Source organism: Paraburkholderia susongensis (assembly GCF_900177725.1).
In the GTDB taxonomy this organism is placed as follows: domain Bacteria; phylum Pseudomonadota; class Gammaproteobacteria; order Burkholderiales; family Burkholderiaceae; genus Paraburkholderia; species Paraburkholderia susongensis.
In genome coordinates this window covers 595,913-615,611 of record NZ_FXAT01000003.1, presented here as the reverse complement: position 1 = coordinate 615,611, position 19,699 = coordinate 595,913, and the positions used below count along the sequence as shown (strand labels likewise).

Sequence of the window (19,699 nt, the reverse complement as noted above, 5' to 3'; positions counted from 1 at the left end):
GCGGCGACGCGATGCAGGGATTTTTTGTGCGACGTGTTCCGGCACGAGCCGCCCGGAAAAGCCGCCAACGGCAGGGGCACACGCACACGCGGCGCTTCACACGCATCCGGCGCAATCGCCGGAAGTACCGTCCAATCGCCGAGGCTGCGTGCCGACGCGCAGCTCAGCTTTGCGAGCGTCCCTCAAGCCTTCTGCAACAACGCCTTCAGACTCGCGAGCCGGTCCTTCGGCGACATCGGCGCTTCTTCGGGCGTCGGCGGCGGCGCATCGTCGAGCAGCATTTCGGCGATGAAGCGCGACGGCTCGCAGACAATCGTCTCCCGCGCGCGCTTGCGCTTCTTGCACCAGTTCAGATGCAGGCTGCGCTGCGCACGCGTGATGGCGACGTACATCAGGCGGCGTTCTTCCTCGATGCGCGCGTCGTCGATCGGTTCGTCGTCGGGGCCGCCGCGATGCGGCATGATGCCTTCCTCGACGCCCACGAGAAATACGTGCGGATATTCGAGCCCCTTCGACGCGTGCACGGTAGACAGCCGCACCGCGTCGGGGTCTTCCTCGCGGCCTTCGAGCATCGACATCAGCGCCACGGTCTGGATCAGGCCGAGCAGGTTCTTGCCGGTGTCGCCGAAGCCGTCGGCGGTGTCGTAGCCGGTCGCTTCGCTTGCGCCGCCGCCGTGCTCGGGCTCCGCCTTCGTCCCCTTGCGCTTGAGCCATTCCATGAACTCGAGCACGTTCTGCCACCTGGCTTGCGCCTGGCGTTCGTCGAATGCGTCGTACAGATACGCTTCGTAGTGGATCGCGTCCATCAGTTCGTCGAGCAGCGTGCCCGCCGCATCCTTTTCCGCGCGGTCGGTGAGGCGCTGCATGAAGTCGCAGAACGCGCGCATCGGCTCGATCTGGCGCGGTGACAGGCGCGCCTCGATGCCGCCCATGTAGACCGCCTCGAACAGCGAGACCTTCGCCTGGCCCGCGAACGCGCCGAGCGCCTCCAAAGTCGTATTGCCGACGCCGCGGCGCGGCGTCGTGATCGCGCGGATGAACGCAGGGTCGTCGTTCGCGTTGGCGATCAGGCGCAGGTATGCGCAGATGTCCTTGATCTCGGCCTTGTCGAAAAACGACTGGCCGCCCGAGAGCACGTACGGAATCCGTTCGCGGCGCAGCACCTGCTCGAAGATGCGCGCCTGGAAGTTGCCGCGATAGAGGATCGCGTAGTCGCGGAAATTCGTGCGCCGCTCGAACTTGTGCGCGGAGAGGCGAAACACCACCGACTCGGCCTCGTGCTCCTCGTCGTTGCACCCCGTGACGCTGATCGTGTCGCCCATGCCGTGCTCCGACCACAGCTTTTTCTCGAACAGCTTCGGGTTGTTCGCGATCACGTTGTTCGCGGCGGTCAGGATGCGCACCGTCGAGCGGTAATTCTGCTCGAGCTTGATGAGATGCAGGTTCGGGAAATCCTTGCCGAGCTGGCCGAGATTTTCGAGCGTCGCGCCGCGCCAGCCGTAGATCGCCTGGTCGTCGTCGCCGACCGCCGTGAATGCCGCGCGCTTGCCGGCCAACAGTTTGACCAGTTCGTACTGGCACGCGTTGGTGTCCTGGTACTCGTCGATCAGCAGATAGCGCAGCTTGTTCTGCCAGCGGTCGCGCACCTGCTCGTTGCTCGCGAAGAGTTCGGCGGGCAGTCGGATCAGATCGTCGAAGTCGACCGCCTGGTACGCGTGCAGCGTCGCCACGTAGTTGCGATAGACGATCGCGGCCTGCTGCTCGTCCTCGGTCGAGGCGGTCGCGATTGCCTGCTCGGGCATGATGAGACCGTTTTTCCACAGCGAGATGATCGACTGGATCTTGCGGATGAAGCCCTTGTCCGTCGAGCCGACCTGCTCCTGGATCATGCCGAAACAGTCGTCGGAATCCATGATCGAGAACTGCGGCTTGAGGCCGACGTGCTCCGCCTCCTGCCGCAAAATCTGCACGCCGAGCGAGTGGAAAGTGCACACCGTCAACTGATTGACGGGCACCTTGCGGCCTTCCTTGCCTGGCGCGGTGAGCGTCTTGCCTTCGAGCAGCTTGCCGACGCGCTCGCGCATTTCCGCCGCGGCCTTGTTCGTGAACGTGACGGCGGCGATGTGGCGCGGCTCGAAGCCCTTCACCTCGATCAGGTGCGCGATTTTCTGCGTAATCACACGCGTCTTGCCGCTGCCCGCGCCGGCGAGCACGAGACAGGGACCGTCGAGATAACGGACCGCTTCACTTTGGGCGGGGTTCAGGCCTGCGGACATCGTTTGTGGATGGGTAATACGGTTGAGGGCGGTTGGAATCGCACCGGCGCGAGACGCCGGCCGAAGGCCCGGGGGCATGCTGCATGGCGCCGCGCCGGCGCCTGGAACCGGCGCCCTGTGCGGCGCGATTCGCGCGAGAGGAGCGATGTTAACATGGTTGCACTCGCCGGATGCTCCCGATGGCGGCCCTCGTTGCCTCGTTGAATACCTGGCGAACTGTCCGCGAACCAGCCGCCGCGGCCATGCCGCCGCTCCGCCCCTGGGCGCATTCCACAAATGCCACAATAACGACGGTGCGCGCCGTCGCCGCGGTGGCAAAGCGGCGCGCCGTTTTTGCAGGAAGACACGCATGTCCACCCCGCTGAAGATTGGATTGATGGGCTACGGCTTTGCCGGCGCGACGTTTCACGCGCCGGTGATCGAACATTGCGGGCGCGCCAGCGTCGCCGCGATCGCGACGGGACATCCCGAACGCGCCCGGGCCGACTATCCGCACGCGAAGATCGTCGCCGATCTCGACGCGCTGCTTGCGCTCGACGACATCGACTGCGTCGTGATCGCCACGCCCAACGACACGCACTTCGACCTCGCGCGCCGCACGCTCGAAGCGGGCAAGCATGTGGTCGTCGACAAGCCGGTCACGCTGAACGCCGCCGACGCCCACACGCTCGCCAACATCGCGCTCGCGCGCGGCAAGCTGTTCGCGCCCTTCCATAACCGCCGCTGGGACGGCGATTTTCTGACCGTGCGCGACCTGCTCGCGCGCGTGGAGCTGGGGCGCATCACGCAATACGAATCGCACTTCGACCGCTTCCGGCCGGGCGTGCGCCAGCGCTGGCGTGAAGACGTGACGCGCGGCGGCGGCCTGCTGCTGGACCTCGGCCCGCATCTGGTCGACCAGGCGCTCGCCCTGTTCGGCGCGCCGCAAACCGTTTCGGCGACCGTGCGCACGCATCGCGACGACGCGAGCGCACCGGACTACGTGCATATCCAGCTCGGCTACGGCGAGTTCGAAGTCGTGTTGCACGCGAGCGCGTTGACGGCCACGCCCGGGCCGCGCTTCGCGATTCACGGTACGCGCGGCAGCTATGTGAAATACGGCCTCGATACCCAGGAAGATCAGTTGAAGGCCGGTCTGCGCCCCGGCGACGAAGGCTTCGGCGGCGGCAACACCGCCGGCGTGCTGCGCGTGCTGGAAGGCGATCAGGAAGTCGAGCGAGAATTGCCGACTCGCAACGGCGAGTACACGGGCTTCTATATCGCGCTCGCCGACGCGATCCAGGACGGCGTGGCGTTCCCGGTTCGCGCCCGGGATGCGGTCGACGTGATGACGATCATCGATCTCGCCGAGCGCAGTTCCGAACAGGGTGTCCGCCTGCCTTTCGAGCGCGTCCGCTGACGCCCGCGCTCGCGCGGCGCACCGGTCTGTGTACCAAAAACGTCACGGGCCGACGTACCGCGCGGCCCGTCAATCTGGGGCTTCGCTGACAGCCCAGAAAGGAACATAACGTTACAAATTTGCCCGCGGGTTAGTCAGCGGGTATTCGCCATCATCCGTTGCTACCGGGGTAGCACCCATCACGACAACGATTTCCGGAGAATCCATGCCTCGTATCATCCGTGCCCTTGCCGCGTGCGCTCTGCTTAGTTCCCTCGCCGCCTGCGTGGTGGCGCCCCAGCCCGCGCCGCATCCGGGTCCCAACCCGCAGCAGATCGCGGACCAGCGCCTGCATCAGGTCGACGGCCGAATCGATAATCTCGCGCACCGCATCGACAATCGAGTGAATCAGGGCTACTACCCGCCGCCGCAAGGTGCGGCGCTGCATCATCGGCTGGAGACGGTTCGCCAGGAAGCGCACGATATGGCCGCACAACATGGCGGCGGCTTGTCCGCCGACGAGCAGCGCGTGCTGAACCAGGAGCTGGACAACGCGGCTCGCGCGATCGGCGAATAAGGCGGCGAATAGGCGGCGAGTCAGCCAACGAGCCGACCAGCACGCAAGTCGTCAAGTAAGCGCTCACTACCGGCCATCACGGCCGGTAGTGGTGGACGCGATCAAAAACGCGGGCGTCACGTCCCGCGCTTTTTTTGACGCCGCGAAAACGCCGCGCCCGCCGCCATGCTTGTCGCGGGCCTTTATTTGACAAGCCCCGGCCCGTCGCGTAAATTCGCCGCACGCGTCGGGAGAGCGCGCTGGCCACGGAAAAACGCAGGCCGCGCCGCCGAAGGGGCACACCCGCAAACTCTCAGGCAAAAGGACCGGCCGCGTCGAAAAAACCCGCCTTCCGGCGGCTTTTTCGCACTCTGGAGAGCGGCAGTAGCCATCCGCATCGCACGCATCGTGCAAAGCAGGCAGGCTGCCCACCGAAGGGGCGCGCGTTTCACTGTGACGGATCAGGCTCGAGCGAGCATCGAACACGTCGCACACGCGCAATCTCTCAGGTATCGAGGACAGAGGGGGCATGCAGGACCACGCTCGCAGGCACATCGCCGCGAGGCGTAGCGCCGCATGGCCCTTTTTGTTTCGCGAGACGCCCGAGGCCCCATGACCGAACTCAAACACACCCCGCTCAACGCCGCTCACCGTGCGCTCAACGCCCGCATGGTCGATTTCGGCGGCTGGGACATGCCCGTCAACTACGGCTCGCAGATCGAAGAGCATCGCGCTGTGCGCACCGACGCCGGCATGTTCGACGTCTCGCACATGTGCGTGGTCGACTTCACCGGCGAGCGCGTCCGCGCATTCTTCGAATACGCGCTCGCGAACAACGTCGCGAAGCTGCAAACGCCGGGCCGCGCGCTCTATTCCTGTCTGCTGAACCCGCAAGGCGGCGTGATCGACGACCTGATCGTCTATTACTTCAGCGAGGATCACTTCCGCGTGGTCGTCAACGCCAGCACCGCCGAGAAAGACGTCGCCTGGTTCGGCCAACTCAACGCCGAAGGCGGCTTCGGCCTCAACATCACGCCGCGCCGCGATTGCGCGATCGTCGCCGTGCAAGGCCCGAACGCGCGCGAAAAAGTCTGGCAGACCGTGCCGGCCGCGCGCGCCGCCACCGAAGCGCTCAAGCCGTTCAACGCCGCGCGCGTCGAAGGCACGCCGTTCGGCGAGCTGACCATCGCGCGCACCGGCTACACCGGCGAAGACGGCTTCGAGATCATCGTGCCGGCCGCGCAGGTCGAAGCCCTGTGGAACGCGCTGCAGGCGCAAGGCGTGCGCCCCGCCGGTCTCGGCGCGCGCGACACGCTGCGCCTCGAAGCCGGCATGAACCTGTACGGCCAGGATATGGACGACAACGTCTCGCCGCTCGACGCCGGCCTCGCGTGGACGGTCGACCTCGCCGCACCGCGCGACTTCGTCGGCAAGAGCAAGCTCGAAGCCGACGGCTCGCGCTCCGCCTTCGTCGGCCTGATCCTGCTGAAGGAAAACGGCAAGGCCGCGGGCGTGCTGCGCGCGCATCAGAAAGTCGTCACGCCGCACGGCGAAGGCGAAATCACCAGCGGTACTTTTTCCCCGACGATGCAGGAATCGATCGCCTTCGCGCGCGTGCCCAAAGGCGTGCAGCCGGGCGACACCGTGCACGTCCAGATTCGCGACAAAGCCTGCCCCGCAAGCGTGGTAAAACTGCCATTCGTGCGCAACGGCAAGGTGCTGGCGGTTTAGGCAGCCAGCGCACGCACCTCACATCCAAGTCATTCCCGAACACACCGCATAGGAGCATCCGATGAGCATCCCGGCCGATCTGAAATACACCGAATCGCACGAATGGGTCCGCACCGAAGCGGACGGCACGCTGACGGTCGGCATCACCGACCACGCGCAGGAAGCGCTCGGCGACATCGTCTTCTTCGAAGTCCAGGAACTGGGCAAGAGCGTGAACGCTGGCGACACCGTCGCTGTGATCGAATCGGTGAAGGCCGCCTCCGACATCTACGCGCCGGTCTCGGGCGAGATCATCGAAGCGAACACGGCGGTCACCGACTCGCCCGATTCGGTCAACAGCACGCCGTACGACAGCTGGCTCTTCAAGATCAAGCCGGCCGCCGGCGCGGCGCTCGACCGCCTGATCGACGCCGACGCATACACGAAGTCGATCGGCGCCTGAGTCATAGCCTGATTCACCTTCCGTTTTAACCGTCAGGCGCGGCGCGTGGCGAACAACGCGCGCCGCACCACCAGGAACACCCATGAAGCTCGAACACCCGGATCGTCTGATGAATCGCACTCCTCTCTCGCTCGCCGCGCTCGAAGTGCACGACGCCTTCGCCGAACGGCATATCGGCCCGGATGCGGCCGACCAGCAAGCGATGCTCGAAGCACTCGGCTTCGCGTCGCGCGCCGCGCTGATCGACGCCGTCATCCCGCAGACGATCCGCCGCACCGAATCGCTGCCGCTCGGCCCCTTCGCGCAACCGAAGAGCGAGGCTGAAGCGCTCGCCGCACTGCGCGAGCTCGCGGACAAGAACCAGGTGTTCCGCTCGTACATCGGGCAGGGCTATTACAACGCACATACGCCGACAGTAATCCTGCGCAACGTGCTGGAAAATCCGGCGTGGTACACGGCGTACACGCCGTATCAGCCGGAAATTTCGCAAGGCCGTCTCGAAGCGCTGCTGAACTTCCAGCAGATGGTCACCGACCTGACCGGCCTCGCGATTTCGAATGCATCGCTGCTCGACGAAGCAACCGCCGCCGCCGAAGCGATGACGCTGCTGCAACGCGTCGGCAAGCCGAAGTCGAACGTGTTCTTCGTCGCCGACGACGTGCTGCCGCAAACCATCGAAGTCGTGAAGACGCGCGCGACACCGGTCGGCATCGAAGTGAAGGTCGGTCCGGCCGCTGAAGCAGCGAACGCGAATGCGTTCGGCGTACTGCTGCAATATCCGGGGGTGAACGGCGACGTGCGCGACTACCGCGCGCTCACCGAAGCGATCCACGCGGCGGGCGGCCATGTGGTCGCCGCCGCCGATCTGCTTGCGCTCACGCTGCTCACGCCGCCGGGCGAATGGGGCGCGGACGTGGCCGTCGGCAACACGCAGCGTTTCGGCGTGCCGGTCGGCTTCGGCGGCCCGCATGCCGCGTACCTCGCGGTGCGCGACGAATTCAAGCGGCAGATGCCGGGACGTCTCGTCGGCGTGACCGTCGACGCGCAAGGCAACCCCGCGCTGCGTCTCGCGCTGCAAACGCGCGAACAGCACATCCGCCGCGAGAAGGCGACCTCGAACGTGTGCACCGCGCAGGCGCTGCTCGCGATCATGGCGAGCATGTACGCGGTGTATCACGGCCCGCGCGGCCTGAAGACGATCGCGCTGCGCGTGAACCGCGTCGCCGCGCTGCTCGCTGAAGGCGCGAAGCAACTCGGCTACACGCTCGCGAACGACACCTTCTTCGACACGCTCACCTTCAACAGCGGCGTACGCACGCAAGCGCTGCACGATGCCGCACAAGCGAAGCGCATCAACTTGCGCCGCGTGAGCGACACGCAAGTCGGCGTGTCGGTCGACGAAACCACCACGCGCGGCGACCTCGCCGATCTGCTCGCCGTGTTCGCGCAGGCAGCGGGCGTAGCAGACGCGAAGGACGTGCCGCAAGTCGATGCGCTCGACGCCGCGCTGAGCGCATCGAAGGCCGCCTCGGTGCCGGCCGCGCTCGAACGCACGAGCGCGTACCTCACGCACCACGTGTTCAACCGTCATCATTCGGAAACGGAAATGCTGCGCTATCTGCGCAGCCTCGCGGACAAAGACCTCGCGCTCGACCGCTCGATGATCCCGCTCGGCTCCTGCACGATGAAGCTGAACGCGACCTCGGAAATGCTGCCGGTCACGTGGCCCGAGTTCGGCCAGATCCATCCGTTCGCACCGGCCGGGCAAACCGTCGGCTACCGCGAAATGATCGATCAGCTCGAACAGATGCTGGTCGCGGCCACCGGCTATGCAGCGGTGTCGCTGCAACCGAACGCGGGCTCGCAGGGCGAGTACGCGGGTCTGTTGATCATCCATGCGTATCACGCTTCGCGCGGCGAAGCGCATCGCAACGTCTGCCTGATTCCCGCTTCGGCGCACGGCACGAACCCGGCGTCGGCGCAGATGGCCGGCATGCAGGTCGTCGTGGTCGCGTGCGATGCGCAAGGCAACGTCGACATCGAGGACCTCAGGAAGAAGGCCGCGCAGCACGCCGACAAACTCGCGGCGATCATGATTACGTATCCGTCGACGCACGGCGTGTTCGAGGCGAACGTACGCGAAATCTGCGAGATCGTGCATGCGCACGGCGGCCAGGTCTACGTGGACGGCGCGAACATGAACGCGATGGTCGGCCTGTGCGCGCCGGGTCAGTTCGGCGGCGACGTCTCGCACCTGAACCTGCACAAGACGTTCTGCATTCCGCACGGCGGCGGCGGACCGGGCGTCGGCCCGGTCGCGGTCGGCGCGCACCTCGCGCAGTTCCTGCCGAACCAGACCTCGTCGGGCTACGAGCGCGCGCCGCAAGGCATCGGCGCAGTGTCGGGCGCACCGTACGGCTCGGCGTCGATCCTGCCGATCTCGTGGATGTACATCGCGATGATGGGCGCGAAGAACCTCACCGCCGCAACCGAAACCGCGATCCTCAACGCGAACTATGTCGCCAACAAGCTCGCGCCGTACTATCCGGTGCTGTACTCGGGCCCCGGCGGCCTCGTCGCGCACGAGTGCATTCTCGATCTGCGTCCGATCAAGGACACGAGCGGCATCACCGTCGACGACGTTGCCAAGCGCCTCGCCGACTACGGCTTCCACGCGCCGACGATGAGCTTCCCGGTACCGGGCACGCTGATGGTCGAGCCGACCGAGTCGGAGTCGAAGGAAGAACTCGATCGTTTCATCGAAGCGATGATCGCGATCCGCGAGGAAATCCGCGCGGTCGAGGAAGGCCGTTCGGACCGCGAGGACAATCCGCTCAAGCACGCGCCACACACGGCAGCGGTCGTGATCGCCGACGACTGGAAGCATGCGTATGCGCGCGAAACCGCCGCGTATCCGCTGAAGACGCTGATCGCGAAGAAGTACTGGCCGCCGGTCGGCCGCGCGGACAACGTGTACGGCGACCGCAACCTGTTCTGCTCGTGCGTGCCGATCGCGGACTACGAGTAAGAAGCGCGGGGGCGCGGGGGCGGGCATGACGCGCTTCGCCCGCTACCGGCCGCCCGCTACGGCAGCGGCACGCCGAAGCGGGCGGCGCGGGCGATGTGCGGGGCCCACCGATGCTCCACCAGCGGTCCACCGATGGTCCATGCGGGTTCTGTCGCTCATGGCCGCAAACGGCTAACATCACACACCGAATCAGCCTAACGAGGAGTTCCGCATGGCGCGAAAGGTGCGATCGATGCAAAGCCGGGCCGAAAGAGCGCACGCCCGCACGCGGCAGCCCGCTTACGCACTGCTGCTGGCGGGCGCCGCCGCGCTGTTGCCGATGCGGCAGGCTGAAGCCGCGATGAATTTCTGCGCGGCGCCCGCGCTGCAAACCAGCGAGCGCACCAATGCCGACCCCGGCGTCAAGGCACTCGTCAGCAACGTGCAAACGCATCTCGACGAGCAGCCGCATGCGCTCCCCAAGCTGCATACCGAGGGCACGCTGCCGCACGAGGGCATCTACGATCAGAGCGTCGAAGCGGAGAAAGATCTCGACCTGCTGCGCGACGCCGCGCTCGCGTGGCGCGCCACCAGCGACGACCGCTTCCTCAAGCTCGTCGACCGTCTGCTCTATGCATGGGTCACGACCTATCAGCCGAGCTTCAATCCGATCGACGAGACGCATTTCGAAGGGTTGATCCTCGCGTATGACATGACCGCGAGCGCCTTGCCCGTGAAAACGCGCAATGCGGCGATGGCGTTCCTGACAAAGCTTGCGAGCGGCTACATCGCGCAGATCGACGCGCAGCCGCGGCCGCTCAAGGGCACGTTTCGCAACAATTGGCAGAGCCACCGCATCAAGCTGATCGCGATGGCCGCGTTCACGCTCGACAATCGCAAGATGATCAACGCCGCGCAGCGGCTCTTCACCGAGCACATCGGCGACAACATCGCGCCGGACGGCACGACGATCGACTTCAGCGAGCGCGACGCGCTGCACTACGTCACCTACGATCTGCAGCCGCTCGTGATGGCGGCGCTCGCCGCGCGCCGCCACAACCGCAACTGGCTGCAGGAAAAGGGCGCGAACGGCGCGACGCTGCTCGCCGCGCTCAACTGGCTCGTGCCGTTCGCAACCGGCAAGCAGACGCATGAGGAATTCGTGTATTCGAGCGTCCCGTTCGATGCCAAGCGTCGCGAGGCCGGCTTGCCCGGCTACGCGGGTCCGTGGGATCCGAAGAACGCGACGGAACTGTTTCACCTGGCGGCGCGTCTCGACGGACGCTTTACGCCAGTCGCGCTGCAGCTCGCACCGGCGCCGCCCGCGTGGCTCGCCGTGTGCTTGCCGCTGCCGGCGCGCTAAACTATTAATCTACCGGCAGGAGCAGTACATGGCAGTCAGCGTTTTCGATCTCTTCAAAATCGGCATTGGTCCGTCCAGTTCGCATACCGTCGGGCCGATGCGCGCAGCGCTGATGTTCGTCCAGGGGCTCGAGCGCGATGGGCTGCTCGACGCCGTCAGGTCGGTGAAAGTGGAGCTGTACGGCTCGCTCGGCGCAACCGGCAAAGGGCACGGCACCGATCGCGGCGTGATGCTCGGTCTGATGGGCGATGCGCCCGACACCGTCGATCCGGAAACGATCACGCAGCGGCTCGAAGCGGTGCGCGTGTCGCGCAAGCTCGCGCTGCTCGGCAAGCACGACGTGCCATTCGTGCAGAAAGAGCACATTGCGTTTTACCGCCAGGCGCTGGCCGAGCATCCGAACGGCCTGAAGCTGCACGCATTCGATGCACAAGGCGCGACGCTGCGCGAATCGACCTATCTGTCGGTGGGCGGCGGTTTCGTCGTGACGGCCGGTGCGCCGAACACGAAGGTCTTGAGCGCTGTCGATCAATTGCCGCATTCGTTCCGCACCGCTAACGAATTGCTTGCGCTCTGTGCGTCGAGCGGCAAGAGCGTTGCGCAACTGATGTGGGAAAACGAACGCGTCTGGCACACCGAAGAAGAGACGCGCGCCGGCTTGCTGAAAATCTGGGACGTGATGCAGGCGTGCGTCGCACGTGGATGCGGCATCAACAATCCCGATGCCGATGGTCACTTGCCCGGTCCGTTCCAGGTGAAGCGCCGCGCGCCGCAGTTGTATCGCGCGCTGACCGGCAATCCCGAACGCGCACTGCAGGATCCGCTGTCGATGGTCGACTGGATCAACCTCTATGCGATCGCCGTCAACGAAGAAAACGCCGCGGGCGGGCGCGTCGTCACCGCGCCGACCAACGGCGCGGCCGGCATCATTCCGGCGGTGCTGCATTACTACACGCGCTTCATGCCGAACGCGAACCAGCAGGGCGTGATGGACTTCCTGATGACGGCCGCGGCAATCGGCATCCTCTACAAGCTGAACGCGTCGATTTCCGGCGCGGAAGTGGGCTGCCAGGGCGAAGTCGGTGTGGCCTGTTCGATGGCGGCCGGCGCGCTCGCGGCGGTGATGGGCGGCACACCGAAGCAGGTCGAGAATGCCGCCGAAATCGGTATGGAGCACAACCTCGGGCTCACCTGCGATCCGGTCGGCGGCATGGTGCAGATTCCGTGCATCGAGCGCAATGCGATGGCGTCGGTGAAGGCCGTCAATGCCGCGCGCATGGCGCTGCGCGGCGACGGCAGCCACTACGTGTCGCTCGACTCGGTCATCAAGACGATGCGCGAAACCGGCGCGGACATGAAGACCAAGTACAAGGAGACCTCGCGCGGCGGGCTCGCGGTGAATATCGTCGAGTGTTGAGGGCGAACGCGCAGTGCGCGGTTGCGGTTGCGGTTGCCCATTCGCATGAAAAACGCGGACCCTGTGGTCCGCGTTTTCGTTTCTGCATCGACGCTGCAACGCTGCGCGCGTGGTCGTTCATCCGTATGCGCGCACGAGACAGTTGCGCTGCGCCATGACAGCGCACGTGTGCCCGGCGTAAGCTGTCGGCGTGCCTATCGACCGCCAGGCTGCTATCGCGTGTCGCGTCGATGCGGCTCCATCCCACCGCACTCATGCACTGCCAGGAGGCTTCTTCGCAATGTCGCTGCCGAATGCTCCCGTTTCCGATTCCCACATCGCTCGCACAACCGGCGCGCGTCTCGTCGTCGATGCGTTGCTCACACATGGTGTCGAACGCGTGTTCTGCGTTCCCGGCGAGAGCTTTCTCGCCGTGCTCGATTCGCTGCACGACGAGACCGAGCGCATCAAGACGATCGTCTGCCGTCACGAGGCCGCGGCCGCGAACATGGCCGAAGCGGTGGGCAAGCTGACCGGCCGCCCGGGCGTCGCGCTCGTCACGCGCGGGCCGGGCGCGACGCATGCATCGATCGGCGTGCACACCGCGTTTCAGGACTCGACGCCGATGATCCTGCTGATCGGTCAATGCGCGCGCGAGCATCTCGATCGCGAGGCGTTCCAGGAGATCGACTATCGGCGCATGTTCGGTCAGATGGCGAAGTGGGTTGCGCAGATCGACGACCCGAAGCGCATCCCCGAATATCTGAGCCATGCATTTCACACGGCGACCTCGGGCCGGCCCGGACCGGTCGTGCTATCGCTGCCGGAAGACGTGCTGAGCGATTCATGCGATACAGTGCCCGGCGCGCCCGCGTATCAACGCGTGGCGGCGTCGCCGTCGGCCGCGCAGATCGCGAAGCTGCACGAGTTGCTCGAACGCGCGCAACGGCCGATGGTAATCGCCGGCGGCAGTGGCTGGACGCCTGCTGCATGCGCGGACCTGCGGCGCTTCATCGAAACCTGGCAATTACCGGTCGGCCTGGCGTTCCGCTTCCAGGACACCTTCAATAACGACCATCCGAACTACGCCGGCGATGTCGGCCTCGGCATCAATCCCGCGCTCGCGCAGCGCATCCGCGACGCCGACCTGCTGCTGACGCTCGGACCCCGTCTCGGCGAAGCGACGACCAACGGCTACACGCTGCTCGACATTCCGAAGACGAAGCAGACGCTGGTGCACGTGCATCAGGGCTCGGAGGAACTCGGTCGCGTGTACGCAGCCGATCTGCCGATCGTCTCCGGCATGCCCGAGCTGGCGGCGATGCTCGCGGACCTGAAACCGTCGTCGGGCACGCTCGCATGGGCAGGAGCCGCCGAAGAAGCACATCGCGCGTATCTGGAATGGCGCAAGCCGCGCGCGATCCCCGGCGACGTGCAGATGGGCGAAGTGATCCAGCAGTTGCGCGCGCAACTCCCTGACGACGCGATCCTGACGAACGGCGCCGGCAATTACGCGACGTGGCTGCATCGGCATTTCTCGTATCGACACTTCCGCTCGCAGCTCGCCCCAACGAGTGGCGCGATGGGCTACGGTGTGCCGGCCGCGCTCGCGGCGAAGTCGCTGTATCCGCAACGGGCAGTAGTCGCGCTCGCCGGCGACGGCTGCTTCATGATGGCCGCGCAGGAACTCGCGACAGCGATGCAGTACGACCTGCGCGTGCTGTTCATCGTCGTGAACAACAGTCACTTCGGCACGATTCGCATGCATCAGGAGCGGCATTATCCGAATCGAGTGCATGGCACGGGCCTGACGAATCCGGACTTCGCGGCGTTTGCGCGCTCGTTCGGCGCGCATGGCGAAACGGTCGAGCGCACCGAGGATTTTCAGCCCGCGTTGCAACGCGCGATCGCATCGCAACTGCCAGCGGTGATCGAGATCCGCATGCCGCAGGAAGCGAGCACGCCCTCGGCGACACTCGAGCAGATTCGGGAGCAGGGGAAGAAGATGCGCGGGGAGTAATGGAGCTACGTGGCGACGGCCCAATAAAAAACCCCGCCGAAGCGGGGTTTTTCATTGCAGCGGAAGCGCAGCAGTCAGCAAAAAAACCGCTTACTTACCGCCCACGCTTTGCAGCGTCGTCCACTTGCCGTCGACGACCTTGTACAGCGTGATGCCGCCGTTCTTCAGGTCACCGCGCGCGTCATACGCGAGGTTGCTCGCCGTGACAGCCGGCATCGAGGTCTTCGCGAGCACCGGCAGGTACTTGGCCGGATCGGTCGAGTTCGCGTTCTTCATCGCGGTGAACATCGCCATCGCGCCGTCGTATGCGTACGGCGAGTACGTCTGCACGTCTTCGTTGAAGCGCTTCTTGTACCGCTCGACATACGCCTTGCCGCCCGGCATTTCTTCGAGCGGCAGGCCGGCGAGCGAGGCCACCGTGCCGTTCGCCGCGTCGCCAGCGAGTTTGATGAAGGTCGGCGTGTGAACCATTTCGCCGCCCATCAGCGGCGCCTTCACACCGAGTTGCTTCATCTGCTTGACCATCGGTGCCGCTTGCGAATCCGCGCCGCCGTAGTAGATCAGATCCGGGTTCGTCGACTTTAGCTTGGTCAGGATCGACTTGAAGTCGACAGCCTTGTCGTTCGTGTATTCACGATCGACGATCGTCGCACCCGCAGCCTTCGCGGCCTTCTCGAACTGATCGGCGAGGCCCTGGCCGTAAGCGGTGCGGTCGTCGACGATCGCGATCTTCTTCATGCCGAGGTTCTTCACCGCGAACGTGCCGGCAACCGAGCCTTGCTGCGTGTCGGACGTCATCATGCGGAAGGTGGTCTTGAAGCCCTGCTGCGTGTATTCCGGCGCGGTTGCCATCGCGATCTGCGGAATGCCCGCGTTCGCGTAGATACGCGAAGCCGGAATCGTCGTGCCCGAGTTGAAATGGCCGAGCATGCCCTTGATGCCGTCATCCACGAGCTTCTGCGCGACGGTCGTGCCGGTGCGCGGATCGGCCTGGTCGTCGGCCGAATCGAGCACGATGCGAACCGGCTTGCCGCCGATCACCGGCTTGGTCGCGTTGAACTCTTCGACCGCGAGCACGATGCCGTTCTGGAAGTCCTTGCCGTAGTGCGCCTGCGCACCCGTCATCGGACCGGCGAAGCCGACCTTCACATCGTCCACCGATTGAGCGTTGGCTGTCCCCGCCAGCGACATTGCGGCAACCAGAGCTGCGCCTGCCAGCTGTTTCATTTTGTGTTGCATAGCTTCTCCTTGATACCAGGTGTGGATGAAGCGGTGTCGGGGTCGCCGTGCCGCTTCCGTTCTATTGAGGGGATCGCCGAGGTTGGCTCAACCGATCGTCATCAAATTTGCATTGCCGCCTGCCGCCGCGGTGTTCACGCTGACCGAGCGCTCCGTGAGCAGACGCTCGAGCGCGTAGTCCTCTTCGCCGCTCGCGAGCGCGCCGGCCGCGACGCCCTGCACCGAGACGATCGGCCCCGCGCGTTTCGCGACTTCCTTCACGAGCGCGAGCAGCTCGTCGCTGTCGCCTTCGAACAGCACGGCGTCGAACCCCGCCTCGGCGCTCTTCTTCACGCTCGCGTGCGACTTCAGCGACGCAGGCAGCTGCGCCACCAATTGTTCACCTGCCGCGCCTTCGAACAAGGCTCGATTTCCCGTAGCCAGCGCCGCCGCGAACTGCACGCGCGCGCCGCTCGCGGTCGACGCAATGCACAGCACCGTGCCGCGCGGGCCGAGCGTGTACGTGTTGCGCTCGCCGGTCGGCCCCGGCAGCACCGCGGTCGCGCCCGCCGGCACATGCGACAGATAACCGTCGCAGCGCGCGGCGAGCTGCGGCTCGCGCTGCTCGATCAGCCAGTCGCGCAACGCGGTCAGCGCGGCCGCCGGATTGTCGCCGTTTTCGCCCGCTTGCGGTACCTCCACGACGAGCGCCTGCGCGAGCGACTTCGGCAGCCCGGCCGGACGCGTCGCGAGCAGACGCTGCAGATACAGCGCGCCCCCCGCCTTCGGCCCCGTGCCCGACAGCCCTTCGCCGCCGAACGGCTGCACGCCCACCACCGCGCCGATCACGTTGCGGTTCACGTAGATGTTGCCCACGTGCGCGCGGCCGATCACATGCGCGATCGTTTCGTCGATCCGCGTATGGATGCCGAGCGTCAGGCCGTAGCCGGTCGCGCGGATCTGTTCGAGCAGCCTGTCGAGCTGGCTGCGGCGATAACGCACCACGTGCAGCACCGGGCCGAACACCTCGCGCTTCAGTTCGTCGATGCTGTCGAGTTCGATCAGCGTCGGCGGCACGAAGGTGCCCTGTGCCGCACCTTCCGGCTGCGGCAATTGCTCGACCTTGCGGCCTTTCTCGCGCATCGCCGCGATGTGCGCGTCGATGCCGCGTTTCGCGTCGAGATCGATCACCGGGCCGACGTCGATCGACAGGCGATCCGGATTGCCCACCGCCAGCTCGCGCATCGCGCCCGTCAGCATCTCGAGCGTGCGCTCCGCCACGTCTTCCTGCAGACAAAGAACGCGCAACGCCGAACACCGTTGACCGGCCGAGTCGAACGACGATTGCAGCACGTCCGCGACCACCTGCTCGGCGAGCGCCGACGAGTCGACGATCATCGCGTTCTGGCCGCCGGTTTCGGCGATCAGCGGAATCGGCCTGCCGTCCGGATCGAGGCGGCCCGAGAGCGTCTTGTTGATGAGACGCGCGACTTCGGTCGAGCCCGTGAACATCACCGCGCGTGTGCGCGGATCGGCCACCAGCGCCGCGCCCACGGTCTCGCCGTCGCCCGGCAGCAGTTGCACCGCGCCCGCCGGCACACCCGCTTCGCGCAGGATGCGCACCGCCTGCGCGGCGATCAGCGGCGTCTGCTCGGCCGGCTTCGCGAGCACCGTGTTGCCGGCCGCGAGCGCGGCGGCCACCTGGCCCATGAAGATCGCGAGCGGGAAGTTCCACGGGCTGATGCAGACCACCGGACCGAGCGGGCGGTGCGTGTCGTTCGAGAACTCGTTGCGGATCTGCGTCGAGTAGTAGCGCAGGAAGTCGATCGCCTCGCGGATTTCCGCGACCGCGTTCGCGAGCGACTTGCCCGCTTCGCGCACGACGAGCCCCATGAGCGTGTGCATCTGCGCTTCGAGCAGATCGGCGGCGCGCGCGAGGCAGTCGGCGCGCGCCTCGACCGGCGTCGCCTGCCAGATCGGCGCGGCGGCAACGGCATGCGCGAGCGCGGCGCTCACGTGCTCGGCAGTCGCTTCGACGACCGTGCCGACGAGATCGCGCTGGTCGGCCGGATTGCGCACGTCGCGTGCGGCGCCCAGCGCGACTCCGTTGTCTTCGAGCATCGGCGCAGCGCGCCACGAATGATGCGCGCTCGCGAGCAGCGCCGACGACAGCGACGCAAGCCGGTGCTCGTTCGACAGATCGAGGCCCATCGAATTGAGGCGCTCCGCGCCGTACAGATTGCGCGGCAGCGGAATCTTCGCGTGCGGCGCGCCGAGCGGCACGATCTTCGCGGCTTCCTCGACCGGATCGGCGATCAGGTCCTTGATCGCGACCGATTCATCGGCGATGCGGTTCACGAACGACGTGTTCGCGCCGTTTTCGAGCAGACGGCGCACGAGATACGCGAGCAGCGTTTCATGCGTGCCGACCGGCGCGTAGACGCGGCATGGGCGGTTCAGCTTGCCAGCGGACAGCGGGCCCGTGACCTCTTCGTACAGCGGCTCGCCCATGCCGTGCAGGCACTGGAACTCGTACTGGCCGGGGTAATAGTTGTTGCCGGCGAGATGATAGATCGCCGAGAGCGTGTGCGCATTGTGCGTGGCGAACTGCGGATAGACCGCGTCGGGCGCGCCGAGCAGCTTCTTCGCGCAGGCGAGGTACGACACGTCCGTGTAGATCTTGCGCGTGTAGACCGGGTAGCCTTCGAGGCCGTCGAGCTGCGCGCGCTTGATTTCCGTATCCCAGTACGCGCCCTTCACGAGACGCACCATGATGCGGTGACGGCTGCGGCGCGCCAGATCGATCAGGTAGTCGATCACGAACGGGCAGCGCTTCTGGTACGCCTGCACGACGAAGCCGATGCCGTTCCAGCCGGCCAGCTCCGGATCGAAGCACAGCGCTTCGAGCAGATCGAGCGAGAGTTCGAGGCGGTCGGCTTCCTCGGCGTCGATGTTCAGGCCGATGTCGTAGCGGCGCGCGAGGATCGCGAGCGAGCGCACGCGCGGCAGCAGTTCGCTCATCGTGCGCTCCTGCTGCGCGCGCGAGTAGCGCGGATGCAGCGCCGAGAGCTTGATGGAGATGCCCGGGCCTTCGTAGATGCCGCGCCCGCCCGCCGCCTTGCCGATCGCGTGGATCGCCTGTTCGTACGACGCGTAGTAGCGCTGCGCGTCGGCCTCGGTGGTGGCCGCTTCGCCGAGCATGTCGTACGAGTAGCGGAAGCCGCGCGCTTCGTATTTGCGGCTGTTCGCGAGCGCTTCGGAAATGTTCTCGCCGGTCACGAACTGCTCGCCCATCAGGCGCATCGCCATGTCGACGCCCTTGCGGATCAGCGGCTCGCCGCCGCGGCCGATCAGGCGTGTGAGCGCGGACGACAGCCCGGCCTCGCTGTTCGTCGTCACGAGCTTGCCGGTAATCATCAGGCCCCAGGTCGCGGCATTGACGAACAGCGACGGCGCCTGGCCCATGTGCGATTTCCAGTCGCCCTTGCTGATCTTGTCGCGGATCAGCGCATCGCGCGTGGCGCGATCGGGAATGCGCAGCAGCGCTTCGGCGAGGCACATGAGCGCCACGCCTTCCTGGCTCGACAGCGAGAATTCGTGGATCAGCCCTTCGACGCCGCCGCCGTGGCTCTTCGAGCGCAGCGTTTCGACCAGCTTGCCGGCCAGCGTCTGCACGTCGCCCGCGAGATTGGCGGGCAGCCGCGCCTGGCCGAGCAGGAACGGTACGCACTCGGGCTCCGGGCGGCGATACGCGGCGGTGATCGCCGCGCGCAGCACCGATTGCGGTTGCACGTTTTGTGCGAATTCGAGGAACGGGTGCGATGCGCCGTCTTCCTCGCTCTCGACCGCGGCGCCGTCGGCGAGATCGGCCGAGCCCGTCACACCCGAGAGTTCGGCCGGCAGTTGACCTTGCTCGATCTTTTCGAGGTAGGCGAAGATCGCCTGTTTGATCAGCCAGTGTGGAGTGCGTTCGAGACGGGTCGCGGCATCTTTGAGCCGGGAACGCAGAAGGTCGTCGACCTTGACGCCAAGGGTGGTGCTAGCCATGTTTCCTTCTTTGGATGCCAGGCGCTTGCCCGGAGAAAGACTAAAAGTTCGGCGAATCGTACGCCTCCCAATAAAAAGGTGCAACCAAATCCATGCGGCGGTTGCACCTCTTGAGAAGCCTTACGCAGCGTGGGTTTCCAGCCGATGGCGCAACGCGTGGCGGTCGCAGTTGCGATCGGTATTTTCCCTGGCGTGATTCTTTTCTCAATAAGCCTTATCAAACCACTTCGCGCGCCGATATACAGAAGCACGGCGACGGGCGGTC

11 protein-coding genes and 2 riboswitches are annotated in these 19,699 nt (G+C 65.9%); of the genes, 8 read left to right on the top strand and 3 right to left on the bottom strand.

The window, feature by feature from the left end; translation table 11 throughout:
• Positions 1-182: 182 nt before the first annotated feature.
• On the bottom strand, positions 183-2,276 hold the full coding sequence (locus tag B9Z01_RS11775; RefSeq protein WP_085483068.1) for a UvrD-helicase domain-containing protein: 2,094 nt from the start codon (positions 2,274-2,276) through the stop codon (positions 183-185).
• 349 nt (positions 2,277-2,625) lie between these two features.
• On the opposite strand from B9Z01_RS11775, the gene B9Z01_RS11770 reads away from it, so the two are divergent.
• From B9Z01_RS11770 to B9Z01_RS11735, 8 genes are all read left to right on the top strand, one after another.
• The gene (locus B9Z01_RS11770) at positions 2,626-3,675 is read left to right on the top strand and encodes an oxidoreductase (RefSeq protein WP_085483066.1); all 1,050 of its coding nucleotides are present in this window, start codon (positions 2,626-2,628) and stop codon (positions 3,673-3,675) included.
• A gap of 205 nt (positions 3,676-3,880) precedes the next feature.
• Positions 3,881-4,231, top strand: coding sequence for a hypothetical protein (locus B9Z01_RS11765; RefSeq protein ID WP_085483064.1), 351 nt, complete (start codon positions 3,881-3,883; stop codon positions 4,229-4,231).
• Positions 4,232-4,448: 217 nt separating this feature from the next.
• A riboswitch (glycine riboswitch) is annotated at positions 4,449-4,550 on the top strand.
• Positions 4,551-4,571: 21 nt separating this feature from the next.
• Positions 4,572-4,742, top strand: a riboswitch (glycine riboswitch).
• An 80-nt stretch (positions 4,743-4,822) separates the two neighbouring features.
• Positions 4,823-5,941 carry a glycine cleavage system aminomethyltransferase GcvT gene (gene gcvT / locus B9Z01_RS11760; protein ID WP_085483062.1) on the top strand — a complete coding sequence of 373 codons (1,119 nt, stop codon included), beginning with the start codon at positions 4,823-4,825 and terminating at the stop codon, positions 5,939-5,941.
• 61 nt (positions 5,942-6,002) lie between these two features.
• On the top strand, positions 6,003-6,383 hold the full coding sequence (gcvH, locus tag B9Z01_RS11755) for a glycine cleavage system protein GcvH (protein WP_085483060.1): 381 nt from the start codon (positions 6,003-6,005) through the stop codon (positions 6,381-6,383).
• 82 nt (positions 6,384-6,465) lie between these two features.
• Entirely contained in the window at positions 6,466-9,411 is a 2,946-nt protein-coding gene (gcvP, locus tag B9Z01_RS11750; RefSeq protein ID WP_085483058.1) for an aminomethyl-transferring glycine dehydrogenase, read from the top strand.
• A 211-nt stretch (positions 9,412-9,622) separates the two neighbouring features.
• Positions 9,623-10,753 (top strand): alginate lyase family protein, encoded by a 1,131-nt coding sequence (locus tag B9Z01_RS11745; RefSeq protein WP_085483056.1) that lies wholly within the window; start codon positions 9,623-9,625, stop codon positions 10,751-10,753.
• Positions 10,754-10,781: 28 nt separating this feature from the next.
• A complete protein-coding gene (locus B9Z01_RS11740; protein ID WP_085483054.1) occupies positions 10,782-12,170 on the top strand; it encodes an L-serine ammonia-lyase in 1,389 nt (462 codons plus the stop codon).
• A 280-nt stretch (positions 12,171-12,450) separates the two neighbouring features.
• The gene (locus B9Z01_RS11735; RefSeq protein ID WP_085483052.1) at positions 12,451-14,169 is read left to right on the top strand and encodes a thiamine pyrophosphate-binding protein; all 1,719 of its coding nucleotides are present in this window, start codon (positions 12,451-12,453) and stop codon (positions 14,167-14,169) included.
• 90 nt (positions 14,170-14,259) lie between these two features.
• Here the strand turns inward: B9Z01_RS11735 and B9Z01_RS11730 are convergent, their stop codons facing one another.
• Together B9Z01_RS11730 and putA are read right to left on the bottom strand one after the other, a co-directional pair.
• Positions 14,260-15,408: a branched-chain amino acid ABC transporter substrate-binding protein gene (locus B9Z01_RS11730; RefSeq protein ID WP_085483050.1), complete on the bottom strand. Its 1,149-nt coding sequence runs from the start codon at positions 15,406-15,408 to the stop codon at positions 14,260-14,262.
• A gap of 87 nt (positions 15,409-15,495) precedes the next feature.
• Positions 15,496-19,434 carry a trifunctional transcriptional regulator/proline dehydrogenase/L-glutamate gamma-semialdehyde dehydrogenase gene (gene putA / locus B9Z01_RS11725; RefSeq protein ID WP_085483048.1) on the bottom strand — a complete coding sequence of 1,313 codons (3,939 nt, stop codon included), beginning with the start codon at positions 19,432-19,434 and terminating at the stop codon, positions 15,496-15,498.
• Between the last annotated feature and the right edge of the window lie 265 nt (positions 19,435-19,699).

Excerpts from the sequence above, each read along its gene's own strand:
- B9Z01_RS11775 (WP_085483068.1), bottom strand. The coding sequence starts at position 2,276 with ATGTCCGCAGGCCTGAACCCCGCCCAAAGTGAAGCGGTCCGTTATCTC.
- B9Z01_RS11770 (WP_085483066.1), top strand. The coding sequence starts at position 2,626 with ATGTCCACCCCGCTGAAGATTGGATTGATGGGCTACGGCTTTGCCGGC.
- B9Z01_RS11765 (WP_085483064.1), top strand. The coding sequence starts at position 3,881 with ATGCCTCGTATCATCCGTGCCCTTGCCGCGTGCGCTCTGCTTAGTTCC.
- gcvT (WP_085483062.1), top strand. The coding sequence starts at position 4,823 with ATGACCGAACTCAAACACACCCCGCTCAACGCCGCTCACCGTGCGCTC.
- gcvH (WP_085483060.1), top strand. The coding sequence starts at position 6,003 with ATGAGCATCCCGGCCGATCTGAAATACACCGAATCGCACGAATGGGTC.
- gcvP (WP_085483058.1), top strand. The coding sequence starts at position 6,466 with ATGAAGCTCGAACACCCGGATCGTCTGATGAATCGCACTCCTCTCTCG.
- B9Z01_RS11745 (WP_085483056.1), top strand. The coding sequence starts at position 9,623 with ATGGCGCGAAAGGTGCGATCGATGCAAAGCCGGGCCGAAAGAGCGCAC.
- B9Z01_RS11740 (WP_085483054.1), top strand. The coding sequence starts at position 10,782 with ATGGCAGTCAGCGTTTTCGATCTCTTCAAAATCGGCATTGGTCCGTCC.
- B9Z01_RS11735 (WP_085483052.1), top strand. The coding sequence starts at position 12,451 with ATGTCGCTGCCGAATGCTCCCGTTTCCGATTCCCACATCGCTCGCACA.
- B9Z01_RS11730 (WP_085483050.1), bottom strand. The coding sequence starts at position 15,408 with ATGCAACACAAAATGAAACAGCTGGCAGGCGCAGCTCTGGTTGCCGCA.
- putA (WP_085483048.1), bottom strand. The coding sequence starts at position 19,434 with ATGGCTAGCACCACCCTTGGCGTCAAGGTCGACGACCTTCTGCGTTCC.